Origin of the sequence: Posidoniimonas corsicana (assembly GCF_007859765.1) — a bacterium.
Classification (GTDB): domain Bacteria; phylum Planctomycetota; class Planctomycetia; order Pirellulales; family Lacipirellulaceae; genus Posidoniimonas; species Posidoniimonas corsicana.
The window spans coordinates 2,781,216-2,807,879 of sequence record NZ_SIHJ01000001.1; the positions used below are offsets into that span (position 1 = coordinate 2,781,216).

General features: G+C 68.2%; 22 protein-coding genes. 15 read left to right on the forward strand and 7 right to left on the reverse strand.

Annotated features, from left to right (window positions below; genetic code table 11):
- Positions 1-9: 9 nt before the first annotated feature.
- Complete coding sequence (locus KOR34_RS10640; protein ID WP_146564565.1) at positions 10-582, forward strand: helix-turn-helix domain-containing protein; 573 nt, start codon at positions 10-12, stop codon at positions 580-582.
- A 272-nt stretch (positions 583-854) separates the two neighbouring features.
- Here the strand turns inward: KOR34_RS10640 and rpsI are convergent, their stop codons facing one another.
- On the reverse strand, positions 855-1,256 hold the full coding sequence (gene rpsI, locus KOR34_RS10645) for a 30S ribosomal protein S9 (RefSeq protein WP_146564566.1): 402 nt from the start codon (positions 1,254-1,256) through the stop codon (positions 855-857).
- A gap of 73 nt (positions 1,257-1,329) precedes the next feature.
- Positions 1,330-1,812 carry a 50S ribosomal protein L13 gene (gene rplM, locus KOR34_RS10650; protein ID WP_146564567.1) on the reverse strand — a complete coding sequence of 161 codons (483 nt, stop codon included), beginning with the start codon at positions 1,810-1,812 and terminating at the stop codon, positions 1,330-1,332.
- Positions 1,813-2,118: 306 nt separating this feature from the next.
- Here rplM and ald point away from each other — a divergent pair, with 306 nt between their 5' ends.
- The 7 genes from ald (at position 2,119) to KOR34_RS10685 (ending at position 9,379) form a co-directional block, all read left to right on the forward strand.
- Complete coding sequence (ald, locus tag KOR34_RS10655; protein WP_146564568.1) at positions 2,119-3,228, forward strand: alanine dehydrogenase; 1,110 nt, start codon at positions 2,119-2,121, stop codon at positions 3,226-3,228.
- A 164-nt stretch (positions 3,229-3,392) separates the two neighbouring features.
- Complete coding sequence (gene mtnA / locus KOR34_RS10660; RefSeq protein WP_146564569.1) at positions 3,393-4,415, forward strand: S-methyl-5-thioribose-1-phosphate isomerase; 1,023 nt, start codon at positions 3,393-3,395, stop codon at positions 4,413-4,415.
- Between the two features lie 167 nt (positions 4,416-4,582).
- Positions 4,583-4,891 carry a hypothetical protein gene (locus KOR34_RS27495; RefSeq protein WP_390620786.1) on the forward strand — a complete coding sequence of 103 codons (309 nt, stop codon included), beginning with the start codon at positions 4,583-4,585 and terminating at the stop codon, positions 4,889-4,891.
- A gap of 175 nt (positions 4,892-5,066) precedes the next feature.
- Entirely contained in the window at positions 5,067-6,548 is a 1,482-nt protein-coding gene (gene ffh, locus KOR34_RS10670) for a signal recognition particle protein (protein WP_146564571.1), read from the forward strand.
- A gap of 6 nt (positions 6,549-6,554) precedes the next feature.
- The gene (locus tag KOR34_RS10675; RefSeq protein WP_146564572.1) at positions 6,555-7,319 is read left to right on the forward strand and encodes a creatininase family protein; all 765 of its coding nucleotides are present in this window, start codon (positions 6,555-6,557) and stop codon (positions 7,317-7,319) included.
- 42 nt (positions 7,320-7,361) lie between these two features.
- Positions 7,362-8,501 (forward strand): sialidase family protein, encoded by a 1,140-nt coding sequence (locus tag KOR34_RS10680; RefSeq protein ID WP_146564573.1) that lies wholly within the window; start codon positions 7,362-7,364, stop codon positions 8,499-8,501.
- Between the two features lie 35 nt (positions 8,502-8,536).
- A complete protein-coding gene (locus KOR34_RS10685) occupies positions 8,537-9,379 on the forward strand; it encodes an EcsC family protein (RefSeq protein ID WP_146564574.1) in 843 nt (280 codons plus the stop codon).
- Positions 9,380-9,816: 437 nt separating this feature from the next.
- Here the strand turns inward: KOR34_RS10685 and KOR34_RS10690 are convergent, their stop codons facing one another.
- Positions 9,817-11,052, reverse strand: coding sequence for a carboxypeptidase-like regulatory domain-containing protein (locus KOR34_RS10690; RefSeq protein ID WP_197531316.1), 1,236 nt, complete (start codon positions 11,050-11,052; stop codon positions 9,817-9,819).
- 381 nt (positions 11,053-11,433) lie between these two features.
- Here KOR34_RS10690 and KOR34_RS26645 point away from each other — a divergent pair, with 381 nt between their 5' ends.
- From KOR34_RS26645 to KOR34_RS10705, 3 genes are all read left to right on the forward strand, one after another.
- Positions 11,434-12,120: a PEP-CTERM sorting domain-containing protein gene (locus tag KOR34_RS26645; RefSeq protein WP_197531317.1), complete on the forward strand. Its 687-nt coding sequence runs from the start codon at positions 11,434-11,436 to the stop codon at positions 12,118-12,120.
- A 160-nt stretch (positions 12,121-12,280) separates the two neighbouring features.
- Entirely contained in the window at positions 12,281-12,745 is a 465-nt protein-coding gene (locus KOR34_RS10700; protein WP_146564577.1) for a DinB family protein, read from the forward strand.
- A 103-nt stretch (positions 12,746-12,848) separates the two neighbouring features.
- Complete coding sequence (locus tag KOR34_RS10705) at positions 12,849-13,556, forward strand: DUF2306 domain-containing protein (RefSeq protein WP_146564578.1); 708 nt, start codon at positions 12,849-12,851, stop codon at positions 13,554-13,556.
- Here KOR34_RS10705 and KOR34_RS10710 read toward each other — a convergent pair.
- The gene (locus tag KOR34_RS10710) at positions 13,456-14,217 is read right to left on the reverse strand and encodes a DUF1559 family PulG-like putative transporter (protein ID WP_146564579.1); all 762 of its coding nucleotides are present in this window, start codon (positions 14,215-14,217) and stop codon (positions 13,456-13,458) included. The two genes, KOR34_RS10705 and KOR34_RS10710, sit on opposite strands and share 101 nt — an antisense overlap.
- A 151-nt stretch (positions 14,218-14,368) precedes the next feature.
- On the opposite strand from KOR34_RS10710, the gene KOR34_RS10715 reads away from it, so the two are divergent.
- The 4 genes from KOR34_RS10715 (at position 14,369) to KOR34_RS10730 (ending at position 20,363) form a co-directional block, all read left to right on the forward strand.
- Positions 14,369-15,787, forward strand: a complete 1,419-nt coding sequence (locus tag KOR34_RS10715) for a serine hydrolase domain-containing protein (RefSeq protein ID WP_146564580.1) — start codon at positions 14,369-14,371, stop codon at positions 15,785-15,787.
- 153 nt (positions 15,788-15,940) lie between these two features.
- Positions 15,941-16,357, forward strand: coding sequence for a GntR family transcriptional regulator (locus tag KOR34_RS10720; protein ID WP_146564581.1), 417 nt, complete (start codon positions 15,941-15,943; stop codon positions 16,355-16,357).
- A complete protein-coding gene (locus tag KOR34_RS10725; protein ID WP_146564582.1) occupies positions 16,341-17,276 on the forward strand; it encodes an ABC transporter ATP-binding protein in 936 nt (311 codons plus the stop codon). Before KOR34_RS10720 ends, KOR34_RS10725 begins: the two co-directional genes overlap by 17 nt.
- A gap of 60 nt (positions 17,277-17,336) precedes the next feature.
- The gene (locus tag KOR34_RS10730) at positions 17,337-20,363 is read left to right on the forward strand and encodes a hypothetical protein (RefSeq protein WP_146564583.1); all 3,027 of its coding nucleotides are present in this window, start codon (positions 17,337-17,339) and stop codon (positions 20,361-20,363) included.
- A gap of 259 nt (positions 20,364-20,622) precedes the next feature.
- Here the strand turns inward: KOR34_RS10730 and KOR34_RS10735 are convergent, their stop codons facing one another.
- The 3 genes from KOR34_RS10735 to KOR34_RS10745 all read right to left on the reverse strand — a co-directional run bounded on the left by KOR34_RS10735 (position 20,623) and on the right by KOR34_RS10745 (position 26,624).
- Positions 20,623-22,026: a DUF1501 domain-containing protein gene (locus KOR34_RS10735; protein WP_390620774.1), complete on the reverse strand. Its 1,404-nt coding sequence runs from the start codon at positions 22,024-22,026 to the stop codon at positions 20,623-20,625.
- Positions 22,023-25,118, reverse strand: a complete 3,096-nt coding sequence (locus tag KOR34_RS10740) for a PSD1 and planctomycete cytochrome C domain-containing protein (RefSeq protein ID WP_228714572.1) — start codon at positions 25,116-25,118, stop codon at positions 22,023-22,025. Before KOR34_RS10740 ends, KOR34_RS10735 begins: the two co-directional genes overlap by 4 nt.
- A gap of 219 nt (positions 25,119-25,337) precedes the next feature.
- The gene (locus KOR34_RS10745) at positions 25,338-26,624 is read right to left on the reverse strand and encodes an MFS transporter (protein WP_146564584.1); all 1,287 of its coding nucleotides are present in this window, start codon (positions 26,622-26,624) and stop codon (positions 25,338-25,340) included.
- Positions 26,625-26,664 lie beyond the last annotated feature (40 nt).

Here is a 26,664-nt window from a genome sequence, read left to right on the forward strand (position 1 = left end):
GAGAGCCCGATGAAGGTCTTCACTACTGGTCAGGTCGCCAAGATCTGTAAAGTGGCCCCCCGCACGGTCAGCAAGTGGTTCGACTCGGGTCGCCTGAAGGGCTACCGAATCCCCGGATCGCAAGACCGCCGCATCCCCCGCGAGTATTTGATTAAGTTCCTCAAGGAGCACGGCATGCCGCTGGGCGACCTGGAGGACGAGGCGATGGCCAAGGTGCTCATCGTCGCGCAGGACCAGGTCCTGATCGAGAACCTCAAGCGTGAGCTTCCCGCCGAAAAGTCCTTCCGCACCTCCACGGCCGCCAGCGGCTTCGAGGCCGGGATCCAGTCCGAGAGCTTCCACCCGGACTGCATCATCGTGGACTTCTCGATCGGGCACGTCGAGGCGCTGCAGATCTGCCAGAACCTGCGTCGCAACACCGACTTCAGCGAGACGATCCTGATCGCTCTGCTGCCGGACGACGGGTCGTCGATGAGCTTCGACCGCTCCACCATCAACGAGACGTTCAAGAAGCCGTTCGACGCGGCCCTCTTGGCGGAGCGGCTGCGGACGCTGATTGGCGCCCGCAAGGAGCTGGTCTAAGACCAACGAGTTGGATGTTCAGCCCGCTTCCTGAACTCAACTCGAAGCGGATTACATAGAACAGGGACGGCCGAAGGACTCGGCCGGCCAGCCGCCCGGCGGGGTCCCGTCCGCCGGGGAGGAATGGCGCCCAAACGAAAAGGCCCGGTCGCATGACCGGGCCTTTTTGTGTTCTAACGTTCTGCTGCGCGGGTGGCGCTGGCTCTGGGTGGGCTGCTCCGACGAGCCCGGGCGGTAACGCCCGGTAGCAGCACCACCGCTCGCTCCGAGCGTTAACGCTTGGAGAACTGGGTGCCACGGCGGGCGCCGTGCAGACCGGGCTTCTTCCGCTCCTTCATGCGGCTGTCGCGGGTGAGGTACTCGCCCTCACGCAGCTTGTCGTGCAGGTCGGAGTCGTACTTGACCAGCGCGCGGGCGATGCCCTGCATGCAGGCGCCGGCCTGGCCGGTGTTGCCGCCGCCGTGGCAGCGGATGATCACGTCGACCGAGTCCTTCAGCTCGCACTGCGTCAGCGGGGCGACTACCGCGTTGCGGTCCTGCTGGATCGGGAAGTACTCTTCCAGCTCCCGCTTGTTGATGGTGATCTTGCCGGAGCCGGGACGGATGCGGACGCGGGCCACGCTGGTCTTGCGGCGGCCGGTTCCCAGGGCGTCCTTTTCGGTGGCGGTGCTCATGTGCGAGTGATTAGTAGTTGGTGGGTGGTGTGTGGTTGGCCGCCGAGGCTAACAGCCGGCGAGCTGGCCGGCGTTAGTCGTTGGTCTTGCCGCAGCGGCTCGGGCCCTTGCCGCCCAGCACGACCTTCTCGGGCGACTGCGCCTGGTGCGGGTGGTTGGGTCCGGCGTAGACCTTTAGCTTGGCCAGCATCTTCGAGGCCAGCTTGTTCTTGGGCAGCATCCGGCGGACGGCCTCCTCGAGGATCATCTCCGGCTTGCGCTCCAGGCGGTCGCCGGCCTTGATGGTCCGCTGGCGGGGGTAGCCGGTGTACCAGGCGTACTCCTTCTGCTCCCACTTCTTGCCGGTGAACTTGATCTTCTCGGCGTTCACCACGACGACGAAGTCGCCGGTGTCGACGTGCGGGGTGTAGGTCGGGCGGTGCTTGCCCATCAGGATCACGGCGATGTCGCTCGCCAGGCGGCCTACGATCTGGTCCTCGGCGTCGACGAGCAGCCACTTGCGCTCAATCTCGCCCGAATCCAGCAGCCCGGCGTTGGCCATGAACGTCTTTTGCATCGGTTCGTCCGTCTTCGTCAGCACGTACTTGTCGAGAGCGGGCCGGCTGAGGGTGTCCCCCTTCCAGCGGCCCACGGGGACACGGGAATTCGGCAGTTTAACGGTCGGCCCACACAGGCACAAGGCCTAAGGCCGCGCCCAGGGCCCGCCTCGGGTGGCCGAGCTGCCGGCGGCGCGGGTTGGTCGCGTCTGCGCTATTGGGTAAATCCTGCGCATAGCGTGCGCACACCGCTTAACGCCACTTTGGAGCGGATCTAGAATCGCAGAATCCCACCAAACCCGCCCCCTGCCTGGAGTTCCGCCGCCATGATCGTTGGCGTCCCCCGTGAAATTAAGAAAGACGAGTACCGCATTGCCATGCTCCCGGTTGGCGCCGAGGAGCTGACCCGCCGAGGTCACCAGGTGCTGGTCGAATCGGGCGCCGGGCTGGGCTCCGGGCTGCCCGACGAAGCCTACCAAGCGGCGGGGGCTGAGATGGTGGCCAACCGCGACGACATCTTCGCCAGGGCGGATATGATCGTGAAGGTGAAGGAGCCGCAGCCAGACGAGTGGCCCCTGATCCGACCCGGGCAGATCCTGTTCACCTACTTCCACTTCGCGGCCAGCCGCGAGCTGACCGACGCGATGGTCGCCTCGCAGTCGACCTGCGTCGCCTACGAGACCCTCCGCGACGCTGAGGGGCGGCTGCCTCTGCTCACCCCCATGAGCGAGGTGGCCGGCCGCATGAGCGTTCAGGAGGGCGCCAAGTACCTCGAGCGCCCGCAGATGGGTCGCGGCATCCTGCTCGGCGGCGTGCCCGGCGTGGCGCCGGCCTGGATCACGATTCTGGGGGGCGGCGTTGTTGGCGCCAACGCGGCCAAGATCGCCGCCGGCTTCCAGGCGAACGTGTCGATCCTCGACATCAACATGGACCGCTTGCGGTACCTCGACGACATCATGCCCGCCAACGTCGACGTGCTGTTCAGCGACCGTCACACCATCCGCAAGCAGCTGGAGCGAGCGGATTTGGTGATTGGCGCCGTGCTGATCCCCGGCGCCAAGGCGCCACGGCTGATCGAGGAGGAGGACCTGAAGATCATGCAGCCCGGCTCGGTGATCTGCGACGTCGCGATCGACCAGGGTGGCTGCATCGCGACCAGCAAGCCGACGACCCACAGCGACCCCACCTACATCGTGCACGACGTGGTGCACTACTGCGTGGCGAACATGCCGGGCGCGGTGGGCCGCACCAGCACCTTTGCGCTCTGCAACGTGACGCTGCCGTGGGCGATCCGGATCGCGGAGCAGGGCGTCGAGGCTGCCGCAGCAAAGAGCCCTGAGCTGGCGACCGCCGTCAACATCTTCCACGGCGCCGTCACCAACCGTCCGGTGGCCGATACGTTCGGGCTGGAGTACTCCGACCAGTTCGAGCGGTGAAGCCTACCCTCCTGAGAGGAACGCTAGTCGACACTAGTACTGGCCCGGTGCAGCGTTCGATTCGCGGCAAGTCCGAGGTCGAATCCAGCGGATCCCGTTAGTGGGCACCAGTGTTCCACTTGTGCTCAATGCCTGACAGGTCGGCACGCGTTATAATCGCCGGCATGGCGAAGACAATTGAATGGATTGGCGAATTCGACGGTCATCTGCGACTGCTCGATCAGACCAGGCTCCCCACCGAAACTAGTTACCTCGACTGCCGCACCGTCGAAGACGTTTGGCAGGCCATCAAGCGACTGAGCGTGCGCGGCGCCCCGGCGATTGGCGTCGCGGCCGCGTACGGCGTCTGCTTGGCGGGGGACTCGGAGGCGTCGGCCGCCGCGGCGTGCGACTACCTGGCGACCAGCCGGCCGACTGCGGTTAACCTGTTCTGGGCGCTCGACCGCATGCGGGCCGCAATCGCCGATCATCAGGCGCCCCGCCTAGCGGCTCGGCTGCTCACCGAGGCCCGCGCAATCCACGCCGAAGACCACGAGTTGTGCGCGGCGATTGGCCGCCACGGCGCCGACGCCCTGGCTGACCTGCCAACAGGCGCGGGCATCCTAACGCACTGCAACACCGGTGCGCTCGCCACCGGAGGCGACGGCACCGCGTTGGCAGTGATCTTCGAGCTGCACCGCCGCGGCCGCGAGCCGAAGGTCTACGCCGATGAGACCCGCCCGCTGCTGCAGGGCGCCCGGCTCACAATGTGGGAGCTGATGGAGCGCGGCGTCGACGCGACGCTGATTACCGACTCGATGAACGCCCAGGTGATGCGGGAGGGCAGGGTAGGGGCCGTGATCGTCGGAGCCGACCGCATCGCCGCCAACGGCGACGCCGCCAACAAAATCGGCACCTACGCGGCCGCCATCGCCGCCCGCTACCACAACGTGCCGTTCTACGTCGCCGCCCCGAGCACCACCTTCGACCTGACGCTCGCCTCCGGCAATCAAATCCCCATTGAAGAGCGCAGCGACGACGAAATTACCCGCGGCTTCGGCAAGCAGACGGCCCCCGACGACGCCAAGACCTACAACCCGGCCTTCGACGTCACGCCGGCCGAGCTGATCACCGGCATCGTGACCGAGCTCGGCGTGTTCGAGCCAGGCAAGGTCGCCGAAGCGCTGACCGCGGCCGCCAGTAAATAGCCGACGGATTACATCCGTCGGACAATCACCTGCCGGCAAGGGCAGAACGAGTAACGAGCCCCTTATCAATGTCCGCCACTACCGAGCCGCCGGACAGACTCGAGGCGCTCCGACGGGTTCTCTTGCGACTTGCCAACGACGAGGCGTTTGCGGCTGGCGTCCAGGCGATGCCTGGTATGGCGTCTCCCTTCGGCGGGGTTTCGTTCACGGAGGACGCCCAGCACGCCATTGCGGTAATTGATGCTTTGGAGCCGGAGGAACGTCGGTCCCCGGGCTCGATTTCTCAGCCGCGCCGCATCGATATCGCTGCAGCGGCAGGAGCCTCAGTCGACTTTGTCGACGCAATGCTGTCATTCGCGGTTCGGTATTCTGAGCAAGTTGACAGTGTCCGGCAGACTCGTTGGGCATTCCACGAGCTCCGTGATCTCTTCCTGCCCCCGCCTGATCCACCGTCGCAGTGGAACCCGCGGGGCTGAACACTCCAGCGGCGTCTCCGATGGCCGTAGGCCCTCGGCTGTTTCCGTCTTGCGGATTCGTCTGCCGCTCGCCACGGGGTGGCCCATCGGCTGTCGACGCGGGGCGGAATCGGCTACATTGGAGGTTTCTGCGGTCCCGCACGCCATTACCTAAGTACTGCTTAGAACGTCGGTTATGTTCGAAAACCTGCAAGACGGCCTCTCCTCCGCCCTGAAGTCCATCAGCGGCAAAGGGAAGCTCTCCGAGTCGAACATGCGGGACGGCCTGAAGCTGGTCGAGCGCTCCCTGCTCGAGGCCGACGTCAGCTACGAGGTGGTCCGCACGTTCATGAAGAACGTGACCGAGGTCGCGGTTGGCGAGAAGGTGCTCAAGTCGCTCAACCCGAGCCAGCAGGTGGTCGGCGTGGTGCACCAGCAGCTCATCGAGCTGATGGGGCCGGTCGACCACTCGCTGCACCTCAAGGGCCCGGGCGACGTCACCGTGCTGATGATGTGCGGCCTGCAGGGGTCCGGAAAGACCACCAGCTGCGGCAAGCTCGGCCGCATGCTCAAGAGCCGCGGCCGCAAGCCGCTGCTCGTGGCGGCAGACCTGCAGCGTCCGGCGGCCATCGACCAGCTCCACGTGCTGGGCGAGCAGCTCGACATCCCGGTCTACTCCGAGCGCGGCGAGCAGGACCCGGTCAAGGTCTGCAACAACGCCGTGAAGCAGGCCAAGAAGCTAGGCGCCGACACGGTCATCCTCGACACCGCCGGCCGGCTGCACATCGACGACGAGCTGATGGGCCAGCTCGAGCGGATCGACAAGCAGTGCAGCCCCGAGCAGATCTACCTGGTGGTCGACGGCATGACCGGCCAGGACGCCGTGAACAGCGCCAAGGCGTTCAACGAGGCGCTCGAGATCGACGGCGTCATCATGACCAAGCTCGACGGCGACGCCCGCGGCGGCGCCGCGCTGTCGGTCAAAGAAGTCACCGGCGTGCCGATCAAGTTCATCGGCACCGGCGAGCACCTCGACGCGCTCGAGGAGTTCCACCCGGACCGCATGGCCGGCCGCATCCTCGGCCAGGGCGACATCCTCTCGCTGGTCGAGAAGGCCCAGAGCGAATTCGACGAAGAGGAGATGCGCGCCCAGGAGGAGAAGCTCGCCAAGGGCGAGTTCACCCTCGACGACTTCAAGAAGCAGCTCAAACAGATCACCCGCCTGGGCCCGCTCCGCAAGGTGATGGGCATGATCCCCGGCATGAAGGGGATGATGGACAGCATGGGGGACATGGACCCCGAGCAGGACATGAAGCAGCTGTTCGGCATCATCGACTCGATGACGCCGGCCGAGAAGCGCGACCCCAAGCTCATCGACCAGAGCCGCCGCCGCCGCATCGCGGCCGGCTCGGGCGTCGAGCCCCACCAGGTGAACGATCTGGTCAAGATGTTCGAGCCGATGGCCCAGATGATGAAGTCGATGGCCGGCAAGGGCATGAAGGACCGCATGAAGATGTTCAACCAGATCAAGGGTGAGATGATGCAGAACCCCACCGGGGCCCTCACCCGCAAGAAGCAGGGCACCGGCAAGCGGCTGTCGTCCAAGGACAAGGCGATGGCCCGCAAGGAGCGGGAAAAAATGATCAAGAAGCTCCGCAAGCAGAAAAAGAAACGGTAGCCGCCGATGCCCGCCCGACCCTACGTGCTGGCCGAGTGCACCCTGCCGATGGTCCGCCAGGCGGAGTCCCGGGTCGCGGTGCTGCCGTGGGGCGCGACCGAGGCCCACAACCTGCACCTCCCCTACGCGACCGATAACCTCGAGGCCGAGGCGGTCGCCATCGAGTCGGCCCGCCGCGCCTGGGAACGTGGCGCCCGCGCCGTGGTGCTCCCCACCCTCCCCTTCGGCGTCAACACCCAGCAGCTCGACCTGCCGCTGACCATCAACATGAACCCCTCGACGCAGGCGCTCGTCCTGCGGGACGTGGTCGACAGCCTGGCGGGCCAAGGCGTGCCGAACCTGGTCGTGCTGAACTTCCACGGCGGCAACCACTTCAACCAGATGGTCCGCGAGCTACAGGCGCGGACCACGGTCTTCCTGAGCGTGGTGAACGGCTTCGCGGTTGTCCCCCGCGACGGCTACTTCGACCACGGCGGTGACCACGCCGACGAACTCGAAACCAGCCTGCTGCTGCACCTCGCCCCCGACCTGGTCCGCCCGCTCGACGAGGCCGGCCCCGGCGCCGCCCGGCAGTGGCGGATCCAGGCGTTCCGTGAGAAGTGGGCCTGGGCGCCGAGGCAGTGGACCAAGGTCACCGACGACACCGGCGTCGGCGACCCCTCGGCCGCCACCGCCGACAAGGGCGCCCGCTACTTCGACGCCGTGACCGCCAAGGTGGCTGACTTCCTGGTTGACCTCGCCGAGGCCGACCCGAACGATTGCTACGAGTAGCGCGACACCGCCGGCTCGCCCCTCACCCCTGCGCGACCCCCAATGCCCCCGATCCGTCTGCTCGCCGCCCTCCCGCTGCTGTGCCTCGCGACCGCCGGCGTCCCTGCCGCGGCCGCCGAACCACCCAAGACCACCGTCTACCGCTCCGGCCACGACGGCTACCACACCTTCCGCATCCCGGTGCTGCTCCGCGCCGCCAACGGCGACCTGCTCGCCTTCGCCGAAGGCCGCAAGAACGGCCCGGGCGACGCCGGCGACATCGACCTCGTCGTGAAGCGGAGCACCGACGGCGGCGCCACCTGGGGCAGGCTGCAGCTGGTGCAGGACGAGTGGGACTCGCCCGACGCCGGTGTGACCCTCGGCAACCCCACGCCGGTGGTCGACGCCGCCGACCCCGAGCACCCGGGCAGGGTCTGGCTGCTGTTCACCCGCGACAACGACCGCGTCTTCTCCTGCTTCTCCGACGACCACGGCGCCACGTGGTCCGACCGGGTTGATATCACCGCCGACGTGAAGGACCCCGACTGGAACTGGTACGCCACCGGCCCGGTGCACGGCCTGCAACTCACCAGCGGCCCGCACGCCGGCCGCCTGGTCATCCCGTGCGACCACCGCAGCAGATCGACCGGGGGCTGGGGCGCCCACCTCGTCTACAGCGACGACCACGGACGCTCGTGGCAGATCGGCGCCCGGGACACCACCGAACCCGACTCCGCCGTCCACCCGAACGAGTGCGTCGCCCTCCAGCTGACCGACGGCCGCATCTACGTGAACGCCCGCGACCAGCACGGCGCCGACCCGGCCACCCGCGCGGTGGCCGTGAGCGAGGACGGCGGCCGGTCGTTCACCGCCGGCTTCCGCCCCGAGCCCGCGCTCGCGTCGCCCGTGGTGCAGAACTCGGCGATCGCCCTGCACGACCGGGACGGCCCGCTGATCGTCTACTCCGGCCCGTCGCACCCCGCCAAGCGGCGCGACATGACGCTCCGCCTGAGCCGCGACAACGCCGCCACCTGGGCCGAGCGGTGCGTCGTCGGCGCCGGGCCAGCCGCCTACTCCGACCTCGCCCGGCTCGCCGACAACCGCGTCGGCCTGCTCTACGAAGCGGGCGACAAGCTGTACGACCAGATCGTGTTCTGCTCGTTCGACCTGGACGAACTGGACTGGCAACCCACCCCGCAGTAGCAGCCGCCAGCCGCGGCAACCAACCGAGGACTCCGATGGACGAAAACCCCAACCCGCCGGTCCCCGCGAACAGGCTCCCCGAACACGTGCTCAAAGAGCTCCGCGAGGCGCGGGACATCCTCGAGCACCGCGGCATCGCCGACCGACTGACCGAGATGATCGGCGCGCCGATCACCGCCTCGCTCAAGCTGCTGCCCGACTCCGCGGAAAAGACGCTCTACGCCGCGGTCGACAAGTCGCTCTCCGTGGCGCTCGACTTCGCCGTCAACACGCTCGGCGACACGGACCCGGTCTCCGCGAAGCCGCGCAACTTCTCCCACAAGCTGATGGCCGGCCTCAGCGGCGCCGCGGGCGGCGCGTTCGGCGGCGCGACCATCGCCGCCGAGCTGCCGGTCTCGACCGTGCTGATCCTGCGCAGCGTGGCCGACATCGCCCGCAGCCTGGGCGAGGACCTCACCGACATGGAGTCACGGCTGGCCTGCCTGGAGGTGTTCGCGCTCGACCCCGGGCGGTCCTCCGACATCGACGACGAGACCGAGATCGGCTACCTCGCGGTCCGCATCGCGATGGGCCGGCAGATCCACGACGCGTCGCAGCACGTGCTCAAGCACGGCCTGTCCAACAAGGCGGCGCCGCCGCTGGTGCAGCTCATCTCGACCATCGGCAAGCGGTTCGGCGTGGTGGTCAGCGAGAAGCTGGCCGCGCAGGCGATCCCCGTGATCGGCGCGGTCGGCGGCGCGCTGATCAACACCTACTTCATCGACCACTATCAGAACCTGGCCCGCGCACACTTCACCATCCGCCGGCTGGAACGCGAGCACGGCGCCGAGCCAATCCGCGCCGCCTACCGCGCCCTGCCGCCGGCCGGCAAGGCATAGCCTCAGCGATGGTCAGGCAGAGTTTTGTCCCGTTCTGGCGCATCGATTTTTAGGGACAAAAGTCGCCACCCACCTCAGGCGCCGAATGCCGTTTCACCCTGCTATACAAGCTTGCACCTTGTTGCCCCTAGAATTGCTCGGACGACTTTTGTCCTCTGCTGCGCGCCGATAGGGACAAAAGTCTCGCTCCCCATGGACGCCGGCGCAGCACTCTCACGTCCGGCTGCGTCGGGGCAGGCCCGACGCCCCCGCAAGAGCAGCGACACCTCTATTGGACCGCGCTGAGTGGCCGGTTTCTACAAGAATCTGATAGCAATCGGAGTGTAGGGTTCGGTAGCGGCGCTGGTTCGCGGTTCCCACACTCGTGCGCCGTTGTTGCGAGTCCGTCCTCATTCGGACGCGAATGTCGCACACCCGCGTGCCAATCTTCACGCACCTTACGGCGACTCGATCCTCAACGTGACCTCGTCGCCCGGCGGCAGCTCGACGGTGCGCATCACGATGTGCATGATGCCTGATTCGCCGTGGGCCCATTCAGAGGTCTTGCCGTCGGACGTCGCCTCCGGCGGTTTCAGGAACCGAGGGACCCACGCGGAGTCCTCGTCGATCCGCGCCGTTAGCCAGACCGTGGGGTTTTCGAGGTCGGTTGACTCACGGGTACGCTGGCGCAGCGCGCGAGCGACGTCGTCCGTCGCGCGGCCCACGAGGCTCGTCAGCATCACCTGGGCGTCGCCGGCGGCGAGTTCCAGGACGGGCGTAGCTGCGTCCAGCTCTTCTAGCTCAGCCAACAGGTAGCCCGCGTCGTACCGCTGGGTGGACTCGGACTCGTGGTCCTTGTTGGGTCGGAACGCCGAGCCCTCGTCCGGCAGGTCAACCGTCGCGCCATCGGTGTCGAGCACGCGGTACGCCTTGTCGCGCGTCAGCAGGAACCGTTGCGACCCCGTGATCCAGTCGGCGTCTTCCCCGTCGGGCTGCGGCAGCGTCTGGGTCGAGCTGACGCGTACGATCACCCCCGCGAAGGAGATGCCGTCGCCGAGCCGCGGGAAGGTCTCCCAGCGGTCAGATTCCTCGCCCGGCTCGGGCGCGTCGTACATCACGACCCCTGCCCCGGATGGTCGGCGGAGCGTCCCGAACCGCAGCCCCTTAAGCCCGGTGAAGTCCAGCTCCGACTCCAGCCGCACCGTGGCCCGCAGGCTTGGGTCGGGGGCGACGATCACGCGGTCGGTCGCCACGCCGGGCTCGATCATCACCGAACGAAACGTCTCGCCCCATTCGTATTGTGGATCGTCGACCCGCAGCCGGTACTCGCCGTACGGCAGCCGCCGATCGAGCGCGACGCCCTCCGGGCTGGAGACCCCGGTGGCCTCGATCCGCCGGCCGCCCTGCTGCCCAGAAGTGAGGCGGACGCGGAACCCCTCGAGCGGCGTCCCATCTGGTGACTCGACGCGCAGCCTGACCGCCGAGAAGTCACCCGAGGAGCGATCACCCTGCAACAGCTTTTCCAGCCGATCAATCTTCTCGTTGAGCGACTCAACCTCTCGACGCACCGACTTCACCTCATCGAGTATCGCCTCTTCATGAGAACGCGTTGCTTGCCCCCAAGCAGGCACACAAGCGCCGAAGAGGAACGCCAGAGCAGTGAACCGGCAGGGGAGTGTGGAGGACAACGGCATGGGCGCTTCTCAACCTTCTTAAGTTGGCGGGGTGGTCGGCAACAGCGGGGGCGACTCGGGGACCCGAAGTGCAAAGCGGGCGCCGGGCGTGCAGAGACCCCCGCGCGGACTTTTTGGAAACAGCCCTTCCCGATCGGCGGTGGGCGCCTAGGGTCTTCGAGGTGGTCGGCCGTCGGCCTCCGTCGCTCGTTTTCGTTGATGGTCGCGTCTCATGACTCGGAAGCCGCCAATCTGCATCGCACGCTGACACTCGTCAGCACCCCCACCACCCGCACGGGGCATCCGCCCCGTTTCTGTACAGCGTCGCCCCCCACCCTGGCGGCGATGTTCCGCTGTTGCATCTCGCGTTCACCTTCCGTCCCGACCACCTGGAGAGGAACCATGAAGTACAGACTCCCGCTGCCCGCCCTGCTCTGCTTGCTGCTAGTCAGTCCCGCCGCCGCCGACACCTCGTTTGTGAACAGCGGGCAGACGAATGTTCTGCTCGATACGGCAGCCCTCGAGACCGCGGCTTCGCTCAGCCTTTCGGGCGTTAGCGACGCGGTAATAGCGCCGGGCTCGCTGGGCGATGGCTCGGTCGCGTTCCCGATCAATCCCCGCACCGCCTCCGCCCCGCTCCTCCCCACCACCTTCGCCTACGACTCGGACGACTTCCTGGGCACGTTCTCTGGCGCCATCGAGCACGAGGGCTCGGTGTTGTTCAACAGCGACTCCGTCGAGGTCGGCAACTTCACGATCGGCTTCGATGGCGCCCGCGCCGGCACGCTGGGCGGGGCCGCCAGTGGCTTCTTCGTCGAGAGCACCGTGGGCATCGCCGCGATCCTCTTCGACATCGAGAACCCAAGCTCGCTGGCGGCGACCGGTTCGTCGCTGGACATCGCCGCCAACCTGCTTGTCTCACCCGAGTTCGCCGGGTTCCTGCAGCAGAACAGCCTGGCGTCCAGCGACCTGTCCGGCGTTGACGTCGGCGACGCGCTGGTTGCCGCGGGCGCCGTGCCCGAACCGTCGAGTGTAGCGCTGGCGGGGCTCGTCGTCGCCGCGGCCGCGACCCGGCGGCGGAACCGCTAGCCAACACGGCAACTAGCACTGACTACCACACGCGGGGCCGCTCCAACAGTTGGGGCGGCCCCGTTCTTATTGGCAAACAAAATGCAAGGATTCTCTTTCCGCACGCCATCGATCAAGATTGGTGTCGTCAAGGTGTCGACCGGCTACCCATGGGATCCGCATGACCGACATACGAGAGCACGTTCTGTGGCTGCTACGCGGCGGACACGCCCACATCGGCTTCGACCAGGTCGTCGCCGATCTGCCGCCAGAGCTGCAGGGCGCGCAGCCACCAGGCACACCCCACACGCCTTGGCGCCTGCTGGAGCACATGCGGATTGCCCAATGGGACATCCTGGAGTTTTCGCGCAATCCGGCGCACGAGTCGCCCGACTTTCCTGACGGCTATTGGCCGGAACACGACGCGCCGCCCGACGCGGACGCCTGGGAGCGAACCATCGCCGCGTTTCACAACGACGCCGACCAGTTGCAAGCGCTAGTCGCCGACCCCAGTCTGGACCTGCTCGCTCCGTTCCCGTGGGGCGAGGGGCAGACGCTCCTCCGCGAGGCACTGCTCGTCGCGGATCACAACGCGTACCACCTGGGCCAGATGATCGTGGTCCGTCAGGCGTTGGGCGCATGGTAGAGTCGGTGTACCTCAGCAGGCCTGACTTGCGCCGCGACCGATTCTCACAGTTCAAACGCCAGCAGCAATAACCGTTGGTCACCGAGTCGAATCGGCTCTCGCTATGCGAAACAGCCTGCTCTCCCAACGCGTCATCCTGTGGCTCTCCTGCTGGCTCGTGCTGCAGACACTGCTGCGGATCCTGCTCGGCTACGGCGAGTACCTCCCGCCCAACTTCCGTTCGGAATTCCTGCTGGGACGCGAGACCACATTCTTTGGCGCCTACCAGTGGGCGTTCTACGCGCACCTAGCCTCCGGGCCGTTCTGCCTGCTGTCGGGGCTCGCGCTGATGGCCGAGCGGGCGTGGCGGTCGTGGCCGCGTCTTCATCGGACCCTGGGCAAGCTGCACGTGGCCGCGGTGCTGCTGCTCTTGGCGCCGAGCGGGCTGTGGATGGCCCGCTACACGGCGACCGGCCCGATCGCCGGCGTCGGCTTCGCCACGCTGGCCGTGCTGACCGCCGCGACCGCGGCGCTTGGCTGGAAGGCGGCGGTGCAGCGCGACTTTGACCGGCACCGCGAGTGGATGCAACGGACCTTCGCGCTGCTGACTTCGGCGGTGGCGCTGCGGTTGATCGGCGGCGTTTCGGAGGTGTTCGGCCTGATCGGAATCTACCCGTACGCCGCGTGGTTCAGCTGGCTGCTGCCGCTGGTCGGCCTGGAGATCGGCCGCGCTACTCTTCGCCAATGGTCTCGCCGCCGGCGATGGTCAGCATCGCCCGCAGCTGCAGCAGCGGCATCTGCTGGGACAGGGCCCGCGCCCGGCCGTCGATGAAGGCAGCCTGCACTACCCCTGGATGGTGGCCGTGCTCCTCGGTCCAGAAGACCTCCAACTGCTCAAGCGTGATATCGTCAGGCGACATCCAGTGAACCGCCCGCTTTCCGTTAACATCCACGATCGCAAGCGTTTCGCTCTCTAGGTCTTTCACATCGCTCAGCTTGGTCGGCGTCGGCCCATCAAACGCCATCCCCTTGCCCGTCACCACGACGTAGGTCGTCATGCCCTCGTCATGGACGGCGCTCGGGCAGTTGTACACGTCGATTGACGCCTCGCGGGCGTGCTGGTTGGCTGGATCATCCCATGGCTTGGTGAGGTCGATCGATTCGTAGAGGGGCTGCATTTCTAAATACGGAAGCAGCAACGTCCGCCAGCTGTGCAGCTTGTTGCCTTCGGCGTCTACCGTGTAGGCAGGAGGCAACGTCCCGTGAACGGCCTCGTAGTTCGCCATGGCGAGAGTGAGTTGCTTGAGCTGACTCAGACAATGGTTGCGGTGGGCAGCGCCAGTCGCCGACCGCGTCGCTGGGAGCAGCAACGCTGCTAACAGCAGAAGTGCGACGATGGCGAGCGCAACCTTGCCTACAAACGCCATTGCCCTGCCGCTAGCAGCTTCCGGCGGCGCCGACTTCGCACTCTCGTAGGGATTCTCGTCGGTCATGGGGCGACCTGTTACTTTGCGCGACGATTGATCCAATCTGTCCTTCCGGAGTCGCGTCGCATTCTATTCCCGGAAGCGATTGCCTACGCCGGCGGTCGTGATAGACTAGATCGGCGTGCGGCAAACAGCAATTCCACTCGGGAGACGCTCGATGTTTCGCCTTCTCTTGCTCGCCATAGGCGCTGTACTGATTCTTCCTGCTGGCCCCGGAATCGCGTACGACGGGTTCACCGCCGAGGGCGAAACGGGCGAGGCGATCGTCGCGTTCGTTCGTCAGGCGCACGAGGACCTTGGCTTCCAGGGCGCCGTGCTGGCGGGCCGCGGCGGGCGGGTGATCGCCGCGGTCGGCGTCGGACAGACCGGCGGGAAGAACTCGGAGGCGATCGCCGTCGAAACGCTGTTCGAAATCGCCTCGTGCACCAAGCCCTTCACAGCGGTGGCGGTGATGAAGCTGGCGGAGGAGGGCAAGCTGTCACTCGACGACCCGATCGGCAAGCACCTGCCCGGCGTTCCGGCCGACTGCCAGGCGATCACGGTGCGGCACCTGCTGCAGCACACCTCGGGCATCCCGCGGGACAACTCCCGCGGCGCCGGGACCGACCTGGCAAAGGTGCTGCCGACGTTCCTCGCGGGCGGGCCGCGGACCGAGCCGGGCACGCGGCACGAGTACTGGAACCAGGGCTACGCGCTGCTGAGCGAGGTGGTCGCGCAGGCGAGCGGCATGCCCTACACGCGGTATGTCCGCGAGAGCATCTTCAAGCCCGCCGGAATGACCAGCTCCCGCTTCACCGGCCAGCGGGCGCCCCGTGGCGCCACCGTGGCGGTCGGCGCTTCCACCCGCGGCGCCGACCGCTCGGCGCTCGACCACCCTTACGGCGAGTATGGCTTTCAGTACCGCGGCATGGGCGGGCTGGTGACCAACCTGATCGACCTCTGGAAGTGGGACCGCGCGCTGGCGGCCGGCAAGCTGATCAGCAACGAGTCCTACGCCCAGATGACCACGCCCGGCGACGCCGGTTACGCGCTCGGCTGGCGGGTCCGCCCATTGGAATCGGGCGCCGTGGTGCACGAACACACCGGCAGCGTCCGCGGCTTCCTGGCGTCGGTGCGTCGCGACCCCGCGGACGACGGCTGCCTGTTCGTGCTGGCGAGCAGCGACGCGTCGACGCCGTTCAATGTGGTGAAGTCGAGCTGCGAGAACCTGCTCGCCGGCCAGCCGCCCGTCACGTACGACAAGCCTCAAGCCGACGCCGAGCTGGACCTCGACCGGGCTCTGCTCGACGAGCTGGTCGGCGAGTACCGCGACAGCCAGGGCCGCACACTGACCGTCCAACGCCAGGGACCCCATGCCCGGTCGCTGATCAACTGGCACGGGCCGATCACCTACGGCTACCTAGGACGTAGCGACGGCGCCGACCTCCGCTTCGCCACGACCGGCCGGTGGGACGCGGCCGCCTTCGCCGAGACCGACGTCGTCAAAGTCGAACGGGACGGCAAATCGATAGCCGCCCTGACGCTCGTCATCCGGCAGAACGGCAAGTCGATCCGCTTCGAGCGGGCGGGACGCTAGGAGCAGCCCCCTTCCGGCGAAGAGGCGCAACCCGTGCCCCCTCGCCGGACCCACAAGAAAAAAAGATTGACTCCGCCCCCGCGCCCCGCTACTGTACTATCGTGCTAGAACACTAGATCGCTTGTCAGCCTACCTCGCACGAGGAACCTTGCCGTGTTCGTGCAAGTCAACGCCGCCAACGGCGTGCCGGTCTACGACCAAATCGCCCGGCAGGTGATGTTCGCCGTCGCGGACGGCGCGCTCTCCGCCGGCGACCTGATCCCCAGCGTCCGCGAGCTCGCCAAGGAGCTGGCCGTGAACCCCAACACCGTGGCCCGCGCCTACCGCGAGCTGCAGGGGCAGGAGATCGTCGAGGCCGTGCCGGGCACCGGCATGGCGGTCCGCGCCGGCGCCAAGACCGCCTGCCGCAAAGAGCGCCGCGACCTGATGCGGCGCCGCGTGCACGACGTGCTGCGCGAGGCGCTCGGCGCCGGCCTGCCGGTCGACGAGGTGCAGACGCTGTTCGAATCGGAACTCAAGAAGCTCTCCAAGGGCCGCACGCGGGAGAAGACGCATGACCAACGTGATTGAGATCGACCGGGTCACGAAGCGCTACGGCTCGTTCACAGCCGTCGACGAGGCGACCCTCCGCGTGCCCAAAGGGTGCGTGTTCGCGCTGCTCGGCGAGAACGGCGCCGGGAAGACGACCCTGGTCCGCATGCTGCTGGGCCTGCTGACGCCCGACGGCGGCGCGGTGTCTGTGCTGGGGCGGGACAGCACCCGTCACGGCGAGGAGATCCGCCGGCAGGTCGGCTACGTGCCCGAACGGCCGACGCTGTACGAGTGGATGACCGCCGCCGAGATCGGCTGGTTCACCGCCGGCTTCTACCCCGACGGCTACGAGCAGCACTACCGCAACCTGCTGGACCGCTTCCGCGTCCCCCCCGGCCGCAAGATCAGCAAGATGTCCAAGGGCATGCGGGCGAAGGTGGCGCTGTCGCTGGCGATGGCCCACCGGCCGCCCCTGCTGGTGCTGGACGAACCGACGTCGGGCCTGGACACGCTGGTGCGGCGGGAGTTCCTCGAGAGCATGGTCGACCTGGCGGCCGAGGGCCACACGGTGCTGCTCTCCAGCCACCTGATCGGCGAGGTGGAACGCGTGGCCGACCAGGTAGCGATTGTCCGCGAGGGCAGGGTGCTGGCGGTCGACCCGCTCGACCGGTTGAAGCTGGGCGCCTACGAGATCACCGCCACGATGCAGGGCGCCGCGTCCGCCCCGCCGCCCACGCCCGGCACGCTTTTGGAGAGCAGCCGTCGCGGCAAGCAGTGGCGGCTGCTGGTGCGCGACGTGGACGACGAAGCGGCCATCGACCGCCTGGCGGAGCTGGACTCGGTAGCGGTGGTCGACCGCCGCACGCCCGGCCTGGAAGAGATCTTCGTGGCCTACATGAAGCAGAGCGGCCCGCTACGCCAGGCGGCGGAGCATCGAGCGCCGTTGGAGCAAGTCTGACGCGGCCGCCATTCTACTCGTGCACCAAAGCCGTTTATCGAAACCAGAAAGCCGCACGCCATGAACGCAGGCACCTACCCCACAGCGCCCGCCGCGCCCGAGACGCTGCGTCTGGCCAAGCGCTTCCTATGGAAAGAGTGCCGCATGCTCAGCGGGCTGGCCCTAGGCGTGGCCGCGGTCGCCTGCCTCGTGATGGCGGCGGCATGGCTGTTCGTGCCGCGGTCGTCGACGGCCGAGGCCATGCTGGCGATTGCCTTCAGCGCGGCGGCGCTGTTCGCCGTGGCGGCCGCGGTCACGCTGTTCTCCGTCGAGCGGGAGGAGGGCACCGCCGCGCTGATTGAGTGGCTCCCCCGCAACGCGCCGGCGGTGTTCGCTGGAAAGGTCGTCGCCGGGATCGCGATGACGCTGACGGTGCTTACCACGCTGGCGGCGTGCGGGTGGCTGGCATCCGGCGTTCGCTGGCCGAGCGATCCTCTCGCCGGCATGATCGCTAGCCAGGGCGCCATCGCAATCCTTGAAGCGTTTGTGTGGGGGCTGCTCGCTTCGCTGCTGATTCGCAACCCGTTGCTGGCCGCGGTGGCCGCCATCGCGGCCGCGTCGCTGAGCGGGCAGGCGGCGATGCTGCTTACTGTTGAGAACGCCAAAGGGTTCACCCTCCACGATTACCAGGCCGCCATCCCGGGTCGGCTCGTCCTCGTTCTGCTGGCCGCCGGACTGGACGCCTGGCTCGGCCTGCGTTGGCTCGACCAACCGAAGACCGCCAGGGTCCGGGGCCGCACGAAAGCTGCCGACCGCGCGACGACCAGGCCGCCGCGGAGCGGCATGCTCACGCGACTCGTCTGGCAGACGCACCGGGAGAGCTGGAAGACGGCGCTCGCCGCGGCGCTGATCGGCGTCGCGTTGTCGGGCTGCTTCGCGCTCGCCGTGGCGTTCTCTGCGGACGCTGGCTGGCTCGCGATGCTCTGCCCCCTGTTCACGCCGGCGTTGTTCGGCGCGTTAGCGTTCCGCGCCGACCAGCGGCGCCACAGCTACCGGTTCCTGGCCGAGCACGCCGGCCGCCCGTGGGGCGTGTGGCTGTCGCGGCAGGTGGTGTGGCTCGGCTACCTGACGCTGCTGCTAGTCGTCGCCGCGGAGGCCTTATGGGTCGCAGTGTGGCGGAACTTGCCCGAGCTGGGGAGGCTGGACCTCTGGCGGTTCCGGATGTCGGGCGGCGACCTGAACCCGCTCGCGATCGCCGCCGAGCAGATGGAGCAGGCCCAGGTCCTTGAGGTCGCCTCACAACTGTTCTTCACCGCGCTGGTCGGAGTGTATGTGGCGTACGCCGTGGGGCAGCTCTTCTCGCTGCTGGTGCGGAGCGAGATCCTGGCCGGCATGCTGGCGCTGGGCGCGTCGATGCTGGTCGTGGCGTACGCCGCGTTGGTGGGGGGCTGGCGGCTCTCGCCGGTCTGGTTCCTGGCGCCAATCGGCCTGGGCGCGCTCTTGGCCACCCTGCTGCGCATAAAGGACTGGATGTTCGAGCGTCCCGGGCTGTGGCGGTGGGCGGCGCCGGCCGCGGCGGTGGTGCTGCCGGCCGTCGCCGTGCTGGCGGGGATTCCTGGTGAGCGGTCCCAACAGCTCTCGCCCCGCTACTTCACGAGCAACCTGCCCGGGTCGAGCGAGGTCGTGCATGGGACCTCGACCGTCAACACGCTGCTCCCCACCATGGCGAGCAAGGCCGCCGCGCGTCGGGAGCGGGGCAGGGAGGTAGGCGACGACTACATGCGGCTAGCGGAGGAGGTGACAACCGGTGCGAAACCGATCGATGAGTGGCTACCGGAGTTTATCAAGCTCAGCAAGGTCGACTGCCGGGCGCCGTCTGAGGGGCTGCGTCGGTTTTCCTGGGATGGGGCGTTGAGTGGGCTGATCCCGGCCGCGTTGGCTTCCGAAAGCAACGACCGGCTTGAGGTGCTGCTCGCTTGCCGCCGGGCGAACGTGCAGCGCACCAGCCAGACAACGTACAACGACTTCCTCCAGACGCTGCGGGGGACCTTCGAGACGAGCCGCGCAATCGTCGACTGGGCGGCCGCCCAGCAAGAGAGCGAGCCGGTGCTGGACGCGCTCAACCAGATCCGCCAGGTCGACTCCCCGTTGAGCGACCCGGCCGAGCCGGCGCTGGACGTGTACCTCGACGCCCAAGCGGTGATTCGTGGCAAAGAGGCGCCCACTTTTCTCCGCGGCAAGGACGCCTCCCCCAGTCTGTTCCAGTGGGCCACCTATGTATTGAACGCGTTGCCCAGCGAAGCCGCCCGGGCGGAGCGGGCGCTCAACCTGATGGCGATCAAGGACATCGACTTCCTCTCCGGCTGCCGCATGGCGGCGCACCCAACCGCGGGCGCGCGGCCCCGCGCGACGCTCGACCGTGTCCTGCAGTCGTATTGGGCGCCCGAGTCGCTCCTGCTGCTGGAGACCGAGGCCCTGGGCAACGACGAGATCAGGTCGGGACGCCCGCCGCACAACTACCGCCTTCTCTCTCTGGCAAAGACGAGCGCTCTGGCAGCTAACGAGTACGGGCTGAATCCGCACCGCTGGGTGCGCGCCTGGATGATGGGCGAGTCGTACCGCCGGGCGGAGCTGGTGAGGCTGGCGCTGATCGCCTACCGGATCGACCAGGGCGCCTACCCGGAGTCGCTTGCAGAGTTGGCGCCCGAGTACCTGGCGCCGGACGGCTTGATCAACCCGCTGAGCAACGACCTGTATGGCTACGAACCCCAGGGGTTTGACCTGATCGCCTGGGACGCGGTCACGGCCGGCGGGCGCCAATTGATCCCCCAACGCACGCCCTTGCTGTGGTCGGCCGGCGTCGTGCCCAACGCCGCGGGGTCGGGCCGGCCGACCGAGGGCGAGCTGCACTTCGAGATCGACGCGGAGGGACAGCTGGTCGCCGCCACCGAACTGGGGCCCGACGAGGCCGAAGAGGGCCAAACCATCGACACGCGCCCCACTATGATGCTGCCGAATCACGACGATTTGCTGCCGTACTCTGTTGGCGGCGGGTTCTGGATGCCGCTGCCGGCAGACCTAGACACAGCGAAGGAGGTCGCCGAGTAGGCCCGGGCAACCCGCAATACCGGCACAACCCCTCTGGCCCTACCCCCGGTGCGCGGCCTATACTTCCGTGATCCCGCCTTGAGAGATCGGCCCCCGCGGCGCCCTGCCGGCGGCGGCCCCCACCCTCCGAAGCCCTCCCGAGTCCTGCTATGCGTCTGCTCCCCGCGATCCTGTGCACCGTCTCCTTCACGGTTGGCATGCTGCTGTCGCTGGCGTTCCGCTAGGTTGCCCGCGCGTCGCGAGCGAACGCGGCGTCCTGCTAGGCGATGATCGGGTGCACCACGTGCCCCTTCACATCCGTTAGCCGCATGTCGCGGCCGCCGAAGCGGTAGGTGCTGCGCGTGTGGTCGATGCCCAACAGGTGCAGCATCGTGGCGTGCAGGTCGTGCACCTCGACGCGGTTCTCGACCGCGCGGTAGCCGAACTCGTCGGTGGCGCCGTGCACCACCCCGCCGCGGACCCCGCCGCCGGCCATCCAGATGGTGAACCCGTGCGGGTTGTGGTCGCGTCCCTCGGCGCCCTGGGCGAACGGCGTGCGGCCGAACTCGCCCGCCCAGACGACCAGCGTCTCGTCCAAGAGGCCCCGCTGCTTGAGGTCGGTGATCAGCGCGGCGACCGGCTGGTCGACCGCGCGGGCGTTCTGCTCGTGGCCGTACTTGAGGTTGGCGTGCTGGTCCCACCGGTCGGTGTCGAGCCGTGGGCAGGTGAGCTCCACGAAACGCACGCCGCGTTCCACCAGCCGGCGGGCCACCAGGCACTCCGCCGCGTAGATCTGCGTGCCACGGTGCTCGGCGTCCAGGCCGTACAAACGACGGATGTGGTCGGGCTCCGAGTCGAGGTCCATCAGGCCGGGCACCGCCGACTGCATCTTGTAGGCCAGCTCGTAGTTGCGGATGGCGGACTCGACGGCGTCGTGCTCGCGGAACTGGGCCGCGGTGAGCGAGTCGAGCCGCTCGATGAGCCGCAGCTTGCGGCGCTGCCGCTCTGCGGTCGGCTCGCGCCGCCCGATGTTCGCCACCGCTGAGCCCGACGGCTTGAAGATCGACCCCTGGTAGCTGGCCGGCAGGAACCCGTTGCCGAAGCAGTCGATGCCGCCGGGCGGGATGAGCCCGCCGTCCATCACCACAAAGCCCGGCAGGTCCTGACACTCGCTGCCCAGGCCGTACGTGAGCCACGCGCCCATGCTGGGCCGGCCCTGCAGCCCGCTGCCGGAGTGCAGGAAGTAGTTGGCCGAGGTGTGCTCGGGGAACTCGGACACCATCGACCGCACCACGGCCAGCTCGTCCACAACCCGCGCGACGTGCGGGAACAGCTCGCTCACCTCGATGCCCGACTGGCCGTGCTTGCGGAACTTCCACGGGCTGGCCAGCACCGTGCCGTTGTTGTTGAACTGGGTCGGGGCGACCTTGAAGAACTGGCTGGGGTCCTCGCCGTTGTGCTTGGCAAGCATCGGCTTGGGGTCGAACGTGTCCACCTGCGACGGGCCGCCGTCCATGTACAGGAAGATCACATTCCTGGCGGTCGGCCGGTGGTGCATGCCGTGCATGGCGCTGCCGCCGAACGACTTGTCCGTCATCAGCGCGGCGAGCGACACCGCGCCAAACCCGCTGGCGCAGCGGCGGAGCATCTCTCGGCGGGTGACGGTCTGGTAGCGGTGCGTCATGGCAGGTAGATGAATTCCTTGGAGTTGACCAGCGCGTGCGCCGCCTCGGCCCAGCCCTCAACCGCCGGGCCGGCGGCCACAAACTCGACAAGCGACTCCAGCTCTTCCTCCGACGGCTCGCGGCCCAGGCCAGAAACGTAAAGCTTTCGGGCCGTTGCGTGGGAGTCTTCGGCCGCGGCGTGCGTGCGCTCGGCCCACGCCGAGGTTTGCTCCGCGACAAACGGGCTGTTCAGCAGCACCAACGCCTGGGCGGGCACGTTGGACCGCGTGCGGCGGCCCATCGAGCTGAACGGCGACGGCATGTCGAACGCCAGCGCCATTGGCGGCAGGAAGTTACGCCGCACCGCGACGTAGATCGAACGCCGCCCGGCGCCGTCGAGCGGACCGCTTTCCTTGGGCCGGCCGCGGCCCTGCATAAACGGGGTGAGGTGCACCGGCACGGGGCGGCCGTACATGGCGGGGTCGTACCGGCCGGAGAGCACGAGCAGCGCATCGCGGATCGCCTCGGCCTCGAGCCGCTTGGGCGGCAGGTGCGACCAGAGCAGGTTGAGCGGGTCGGCCGAAAGCGCGTCGTCACCCGCCCGGCCGGACATGGCGTAGGTGCTGGTCAGGGCGAGCCGACGGATCAGCCGCTTGAGCGACTGCCCGTCCGCGACGAATTCGGTCGCCAGGTAGTCGAGCAGCTCTGGGTGGGTAGGCCGCTGGCCGAGCACGCCGAAGTTGTCCGGTGAACGGACGATGCCGTCGCCCATCAGGTGGCCCCAGACGCGGTTGACGATCACCCGCGCGGTAAGCGGGTTCTGCGGGTCGGTGATCCGGTCGGCAAGTTGCGCGCGGCCGGACCCGGCAGGGATGCTCATCGGGCCGCCGCCGTCGATCGCCTCGAGGAACCGGCGGGGCTGGACCGCCGCCGGTGAAGACGAGTTGCCGCGGATCAGCAGGCGGTCGTCCTCGCCGTTGAGCTCCATGGACGCCATCGCAAGATCCGACGCGCGCATCACCTTGCCGCGGAGCTCCTCGCGTTCGACCGACCAGGCGCCGACTAGGTCTTGCAGCTCGCGGGCCGACTCAGCCGACAGGAACTCCGAAGGCGCCCGAACGATCGGCGCGAGCCGGTGCGCGAGCGCGGCGCCGATGCCGGGCGGAAGCGGCTCGCCGGCGACCCACCGCCGCAACGCCTCGGCTTCGTTCCCGTCGATCGACGGCTGGTCATGGTGGGCGACCGAGTCGGCTTGTTCGCCCCGTTCCACGACCCGCAGGACCTCGAGCCGGTCGTCATCGTTGGGGCAGAACTCGAAATGAATGCGGGCGCCGCGGAACCGCGGCAGCGGCATCGCCACCCAGCGGACCTCGTCGGAGGTGGGAAACTCGATAATCGTTTCCTGGTGCAGCGGCGGGGAGACCGTGCGGTGAGAGTCGACGCACGCGAACGCCCTCCCGCCGCCCCGGACCAGCAGGTGCACCTCGCCGGTGGCGAGCTCGATGGTCGGGGTGCGGAGGGTGCGGCCCGCCCAGTGCTTGGGGTCGAGCCGGCCCGGGCCGTTGATGTAGTCCTCCGATCGGCTCTCCAGGCCCCGCCAGAACGGGTCGAAGGCGGCGCTCGCGGCGGACGCCAATCGCAGTCCTGGGCCGCCCTGGGCGTCAGAGATCGTCAGTTCTCCCGCGGGCCGGGCGCCCTGGCCGAAGCCAAACCCGTCCTGCATGAACTCGCGTGGCGTCGCGGCGGCGTAGTCGATCAGCGTGCGGGTCGCTGCGCCGGTCGGCGGCGCCGGCAGCCCCTTCGACGGCCGCTGCGCCGTGGCCTCGTTCTCGGCCGGCAGGCCGGCGGACCCGATCAGCTCGCGGAGCCGGCGGCGGTAGCGGTCGTCGAGCTCCGCCAGCCGCTCCGCCACGCGGCGGTTGTGCTCGCCCGACTCGAACCGCGTCTGGCGGAAGCCGCTGCTCTGCAAGAAGCCGCTGAGGGAGTAGTAGTCGGCCATCGAGATGGCATCGAACTTGTGGTCGTGGCAGCGGGCGCAGGACACGGTCATCGCCAGCATCGACTTGCTCAGCACGTCAATCATGTTGTCGAAGCGGTCGGTCTCGTCCTTGCGCGTGTCGACCGGCGAGTGGACCCACTCGCCCAGGTGCCAGAAACCGGTCCCAAGCAGCGACTCGTTGAACCCGCGTTCGGGGTTGAGTCGCGGCTCGTCGATCAGGTCGCCGGCGATGTGCTCACGCAGGAATTGGTCGTACGGCACGTCGGCGTTCAACGCGCGGATCACATAGTCCCGGTACTGGTAGGCGTTCAGGGCGTCGAAGTCGTACTCGTGCCCGCGCGACTCGGCGTAGCGCACCAGGTCGAGCCAGTGCCGGCCCCACCGCTCGCCGAACCGCTCGGACGCGAGCAGCCGGTCGACCACCGTCGCCACCGCGTCCGGCGACTCGTCATCAAGAAACGCCTGCACCTCGTCGGACGAGGGCGGCAGCCCGATCAGGTCGAAGTACAGCCGGCGGAGCAGGGCGGTGCGGCTCTTCGGCGGGGCGGGGCGGAGCGAACTGGCCTCGAGCTTCGCGAGCACGAACTGATCGATCGGGTCGGCTGGCCACTGCGGGTCGGCCACGGCCGGCGGTGTGGGCGCCTCGACCGGTTGCCACGCCCAGTGGGCCTCGCGGCGGGCGGGCAGGTCGAACGCCTTCTCGTCGCTGTTGAGCTGGGGCAGCGGCTCCTCGGGCCAGGGGGCGCCCATCGCCACCCAACGGGCGAGCGTCTGGATGTCCTGGTCGGGCAGCTTGCCCGTGGGCGGCATCTGGTAAGACTCGTAGCGAACCGCCTCGAGTAGCAGGCTGGCGTCGGGCTCGCCCGGCACGATGGCCGGCCCGGAGTCGCCGCCCGTGATGAGCATGTCGCGGTGGTCCAGCCGCACGCCGCCCTTGGTCTTGCCCGTCTTAGCGCTGTGGCACGCGTAGCAGTGCTCGGCCAGCAGCGGGCGGACTTTGGTCTCGAAGAACTCCAGCTGCTCGCCGGAGAAACCTCCGCCGGCAGTTGCTGCGCGGGATCCGGAACCTGCTACAAGGATCGCGACGAGTAGCCAAGAAAAGCGAAGCTGCACGCGGCACACTCCGTTGCGTGGGTGAAGGCGGGCCGCAGTTTGTCCGCGAGGACTCAGGCAGACAACTGCGTACGGACTGGGGCAGGCAGATCCGGCGTGATTATAACCGACCCAGCGATCGGCAAACAAACTCGCCGTATCGGTGCGCAGGCCAATTGCCAGCGATCTAAAGAATTGGCAGAAATCGCGCAACTCGGCCGCCCGCAAGCGCGCGCTGCGTTACGCGACGCCCTGTCCGCACAGCTCGATCGGGACGCTGCGCGGCTTCGTCTGCGGCCGCACGGCCCAGCCCGCCGACGCGGCCGCGGACGCCCAGGCCAACCCGACGAACAGCCAGATCGAGGGCCCGTAGCCGCCGGTCAAGTCGTACGTGACGCCCATGATGAACGGGCCTGCGCTGCACGCGGCGACCGTGGCGGTCCAGACCGAGCTGCGGATCGATCCGAGGTGCCTGCGACCAAAGTACCGGGGCCACAGCGTGTTGCCGGTAACGGCCATCAGCCCCTGCCCAGCGCCCAGCAGCGCGGCGCCAACCTGGGTCATCAACAGCGTGTGGGCGGTCCCCAGCACCAGCACGCCGGCCCCCAGGCTGGCCATCGCCACGGCCATCAGCCCGCGGAGCGGCAAGTAGTCGGCCAGCAGCCCGCCCTTGATCTGCAGCAGCGCCATCGCGACCGCCACCGTGGGGAAGATCGCGGCGGCCTGCGCGGCGGTGAAGCCCTGCAGCTCGAACAGCCGCACCAGGTTGAAGAACACGGCGGTGGCGATCAGCCCCGACATCGCGGCGCAGTTCATCGCGATCCAGTACGCCGGCGTGCGCATCGCCGCCCGCAGGTCGAGCGAAGGCCCTAGGGCCGCCACCTCGTGGTCGGTGTCGGCGTCCTGCACCACCGGGCTGTTGCGGTAGAGCAGGCCCAGCAGCGGCAGCAGCGTCACCCACGTGAACAGGCCGATCGCCAGGTACGCGTAGCGCCAGCCGAGCCGCTCGATGAGCTCGAAGTACGCCAGCGGCAGCACCGCGATCGCCGCCGACATGCCGACGCCGGCCAGCCCGGACGCGAGGCCCAGCCGGCGGACGAACCACGTGCCGAGCGTGTTGCTGGCCGCGAGCGACAGCCCGCCCTGCCCGAACGCGCGGAGCATGAAGAACGCGATCGTCAGCCCCACCGGTCCGTGGACCTGTGAGATGACCACGCACGACAACCCAACCAACGCCACCAGCGAGAGCGACACCCGCCGCAGGCCGTGCTGGTCCATCCGCCTGCCAATCGCCATCAGCGGCACGGCAGCCAGCAGGCTGGCGATCATGTACGCGCCGGTCAGCAGGCTGTCGCTCAGCCCCAGCTCCTGGCGGATCGGCTCGTTGAACAACGACACGCCGAACGTCTGGCCCGGGCTGGTGCCGATCTGCATCAGCATCGCCAGCGGCAGCATGACCCAGGCGTAGCGGGGGTCGGCTTCGGGTTGCGGCGCAGGGCCGACTTTCTGACCGGCGGGTTGGGCCATAACGCGGGGGAGGGCAGGGGGGGTGGGGGAGGGCCGCGGC

What these genes read in the sequence shown, in the direction of transcription:
- rplM (WP_146564567.1), bottom strand. Translation starts at nt 1,812, where the DNA reads ATGCAAAAGACGTTCATGGCCAACGCCGGGCTGCTGGATTCGGGCGAG.
- KOR34_RS10685 (WP_146564574.1), top strand. Translation starts at nt 8,537, where the DNA reads ATGGACGAAAACCCCAACCCGCCGGTCCCCGCGAACAGGCTCCCCGAA.
- KOR34_RS10715 (WP_146564580.1), top strand. Translation starts at nt 14,369, where the DNA reads ATGTTTCGCCTTCTCTTGCTCGCCATAGGCGCTGTACTGATTCTTCCT.
- KOR34_RS26645 (WP_197531317.1), top strand. Translation starts at nt 11,434, where the DNA reads ATGAAGTACAGACTCCCGCTGCCCGCCCTGCTCTGCTTGCTGCTAGTC.
- KOR34_RS10745 (WP_146564584.1), bottom strand. Translation starts at nt 26,624, where the DNA reads ATGGCCCAACCCGCCGGTCAGAAAGTCGGCCCTGCGCCGCAACCCGAA.
- KOR34_RS10725 (WP_146564582.1), top strand. Translation starts at nt 16,341, where the DNA reads ATGACCAACGTGATTGAGATCGACCGGGTCACGAAGCGCTACGGCTCG.
- ald (WP_146564568.1), top strand. Translation starts at nt 2,119, where the DNA reads ATGATCGTTGGCGTCCCCCGTGAAATTAAGAAAGACGAGTACCGCATT.
- KOR34_RS10690 (WP_197531316.1), bottom strand. Translation starts at nt 11,052, where the DNA reads ATGCCGTTGTCCTCCACACTCCCCTGCCGGTTCACTGCTCTGGCGTTC.
- ffh (WP_146564571.1), top strand. Translation starts at nt 5,067, where the DNA reads ATGTTCGAAAACCTGCAAGACGGCCTCTCCTCCGCCCTGAAGTCCATC.
- KOR34_RS10680 (WP_146564573.1), top strand. Translation starts at nt 7,362, where the DNA reads ATGCCCCCGATCCGTCTGCTCGCCGCCCTCCCGCTGCTGTGCCTCGCG.
- KOR34_RS10700 (WP_146564577.1), top strand. Translation starts at nt 12,281, where the DNA reads ATGACCGACATACGAGAGCACGTTCTGTGGCTGCTACGCGGCGGACAC.
- KOR34_RS27495 (WP_390620786.1), top strand. Translation starts at nt 4,583, where the DNA reads ATGCCTGGTATGGCGTCTCCCTTCGGCGGGGTTTCGTTCACGGAGGAC.
- rpsI (WP_146564566.1), bottom strand. Translation starts at nt 1,256, where the DNA reads ATGAGCACCGCCACCGAAAAGGACGCCCTGGGAACCGGCCGCCGCAAG.
- KOR34_RS10705 (WP_146564578.1), top strand. Translation starts at nt 12,849, where the DNA reads ATGCGAAACAGCCTGCTCTCCCAACGCGTCATCCTGTGGCTCTCCTGC.
- KOR34_RS10675 (WP_146564572.1), top strand. Translation starts at nt 6,555, where the DNA reads ATGCCCGCCCGACCCTACGTGCTGGCCGAGTGCACCCTGCCGATGGTC.
- KOR34_RS10735 (WP_390620774.1), bottom strand. Translation starts at nt 22,026, where the DNA reads ATGACGCACCGCTACCAGACCGTCACCCGCCGAGAGATGCTCCGCCGC.
- KOR34_RS10710 (WP_146564579.1), bottom strand. Translation starts at nt 14,217, where the DNA reads ATGACCGACGAGAATCCCTACGAGAGTGCGAAGTCGGCGCCGCCGGAA.
- KOR34_RS10640 (WP_146564565.1), top strand. Translation starts at nt 10, where the DNA reads ATGAAGGTCTTCACTACTGGTCAGGTCGCCAAGATCTGTAAAGTGGCC.
- KOR34_RS10730 (WP_146564583.1), top strand. Translation starts at nt 17,337, where the DNA reads ATGAACGCAGGCACCTACCCCACAGCGCCCGCCGCGCCCGAGACGCTG.
- mtnA (WP_146564569.1), top strand. Translation starts at nt 3,393, where the DNA reads ATGGCGAAGACAATTGAATGGATTGGCGAATTCGACGGTCATCTGCGA.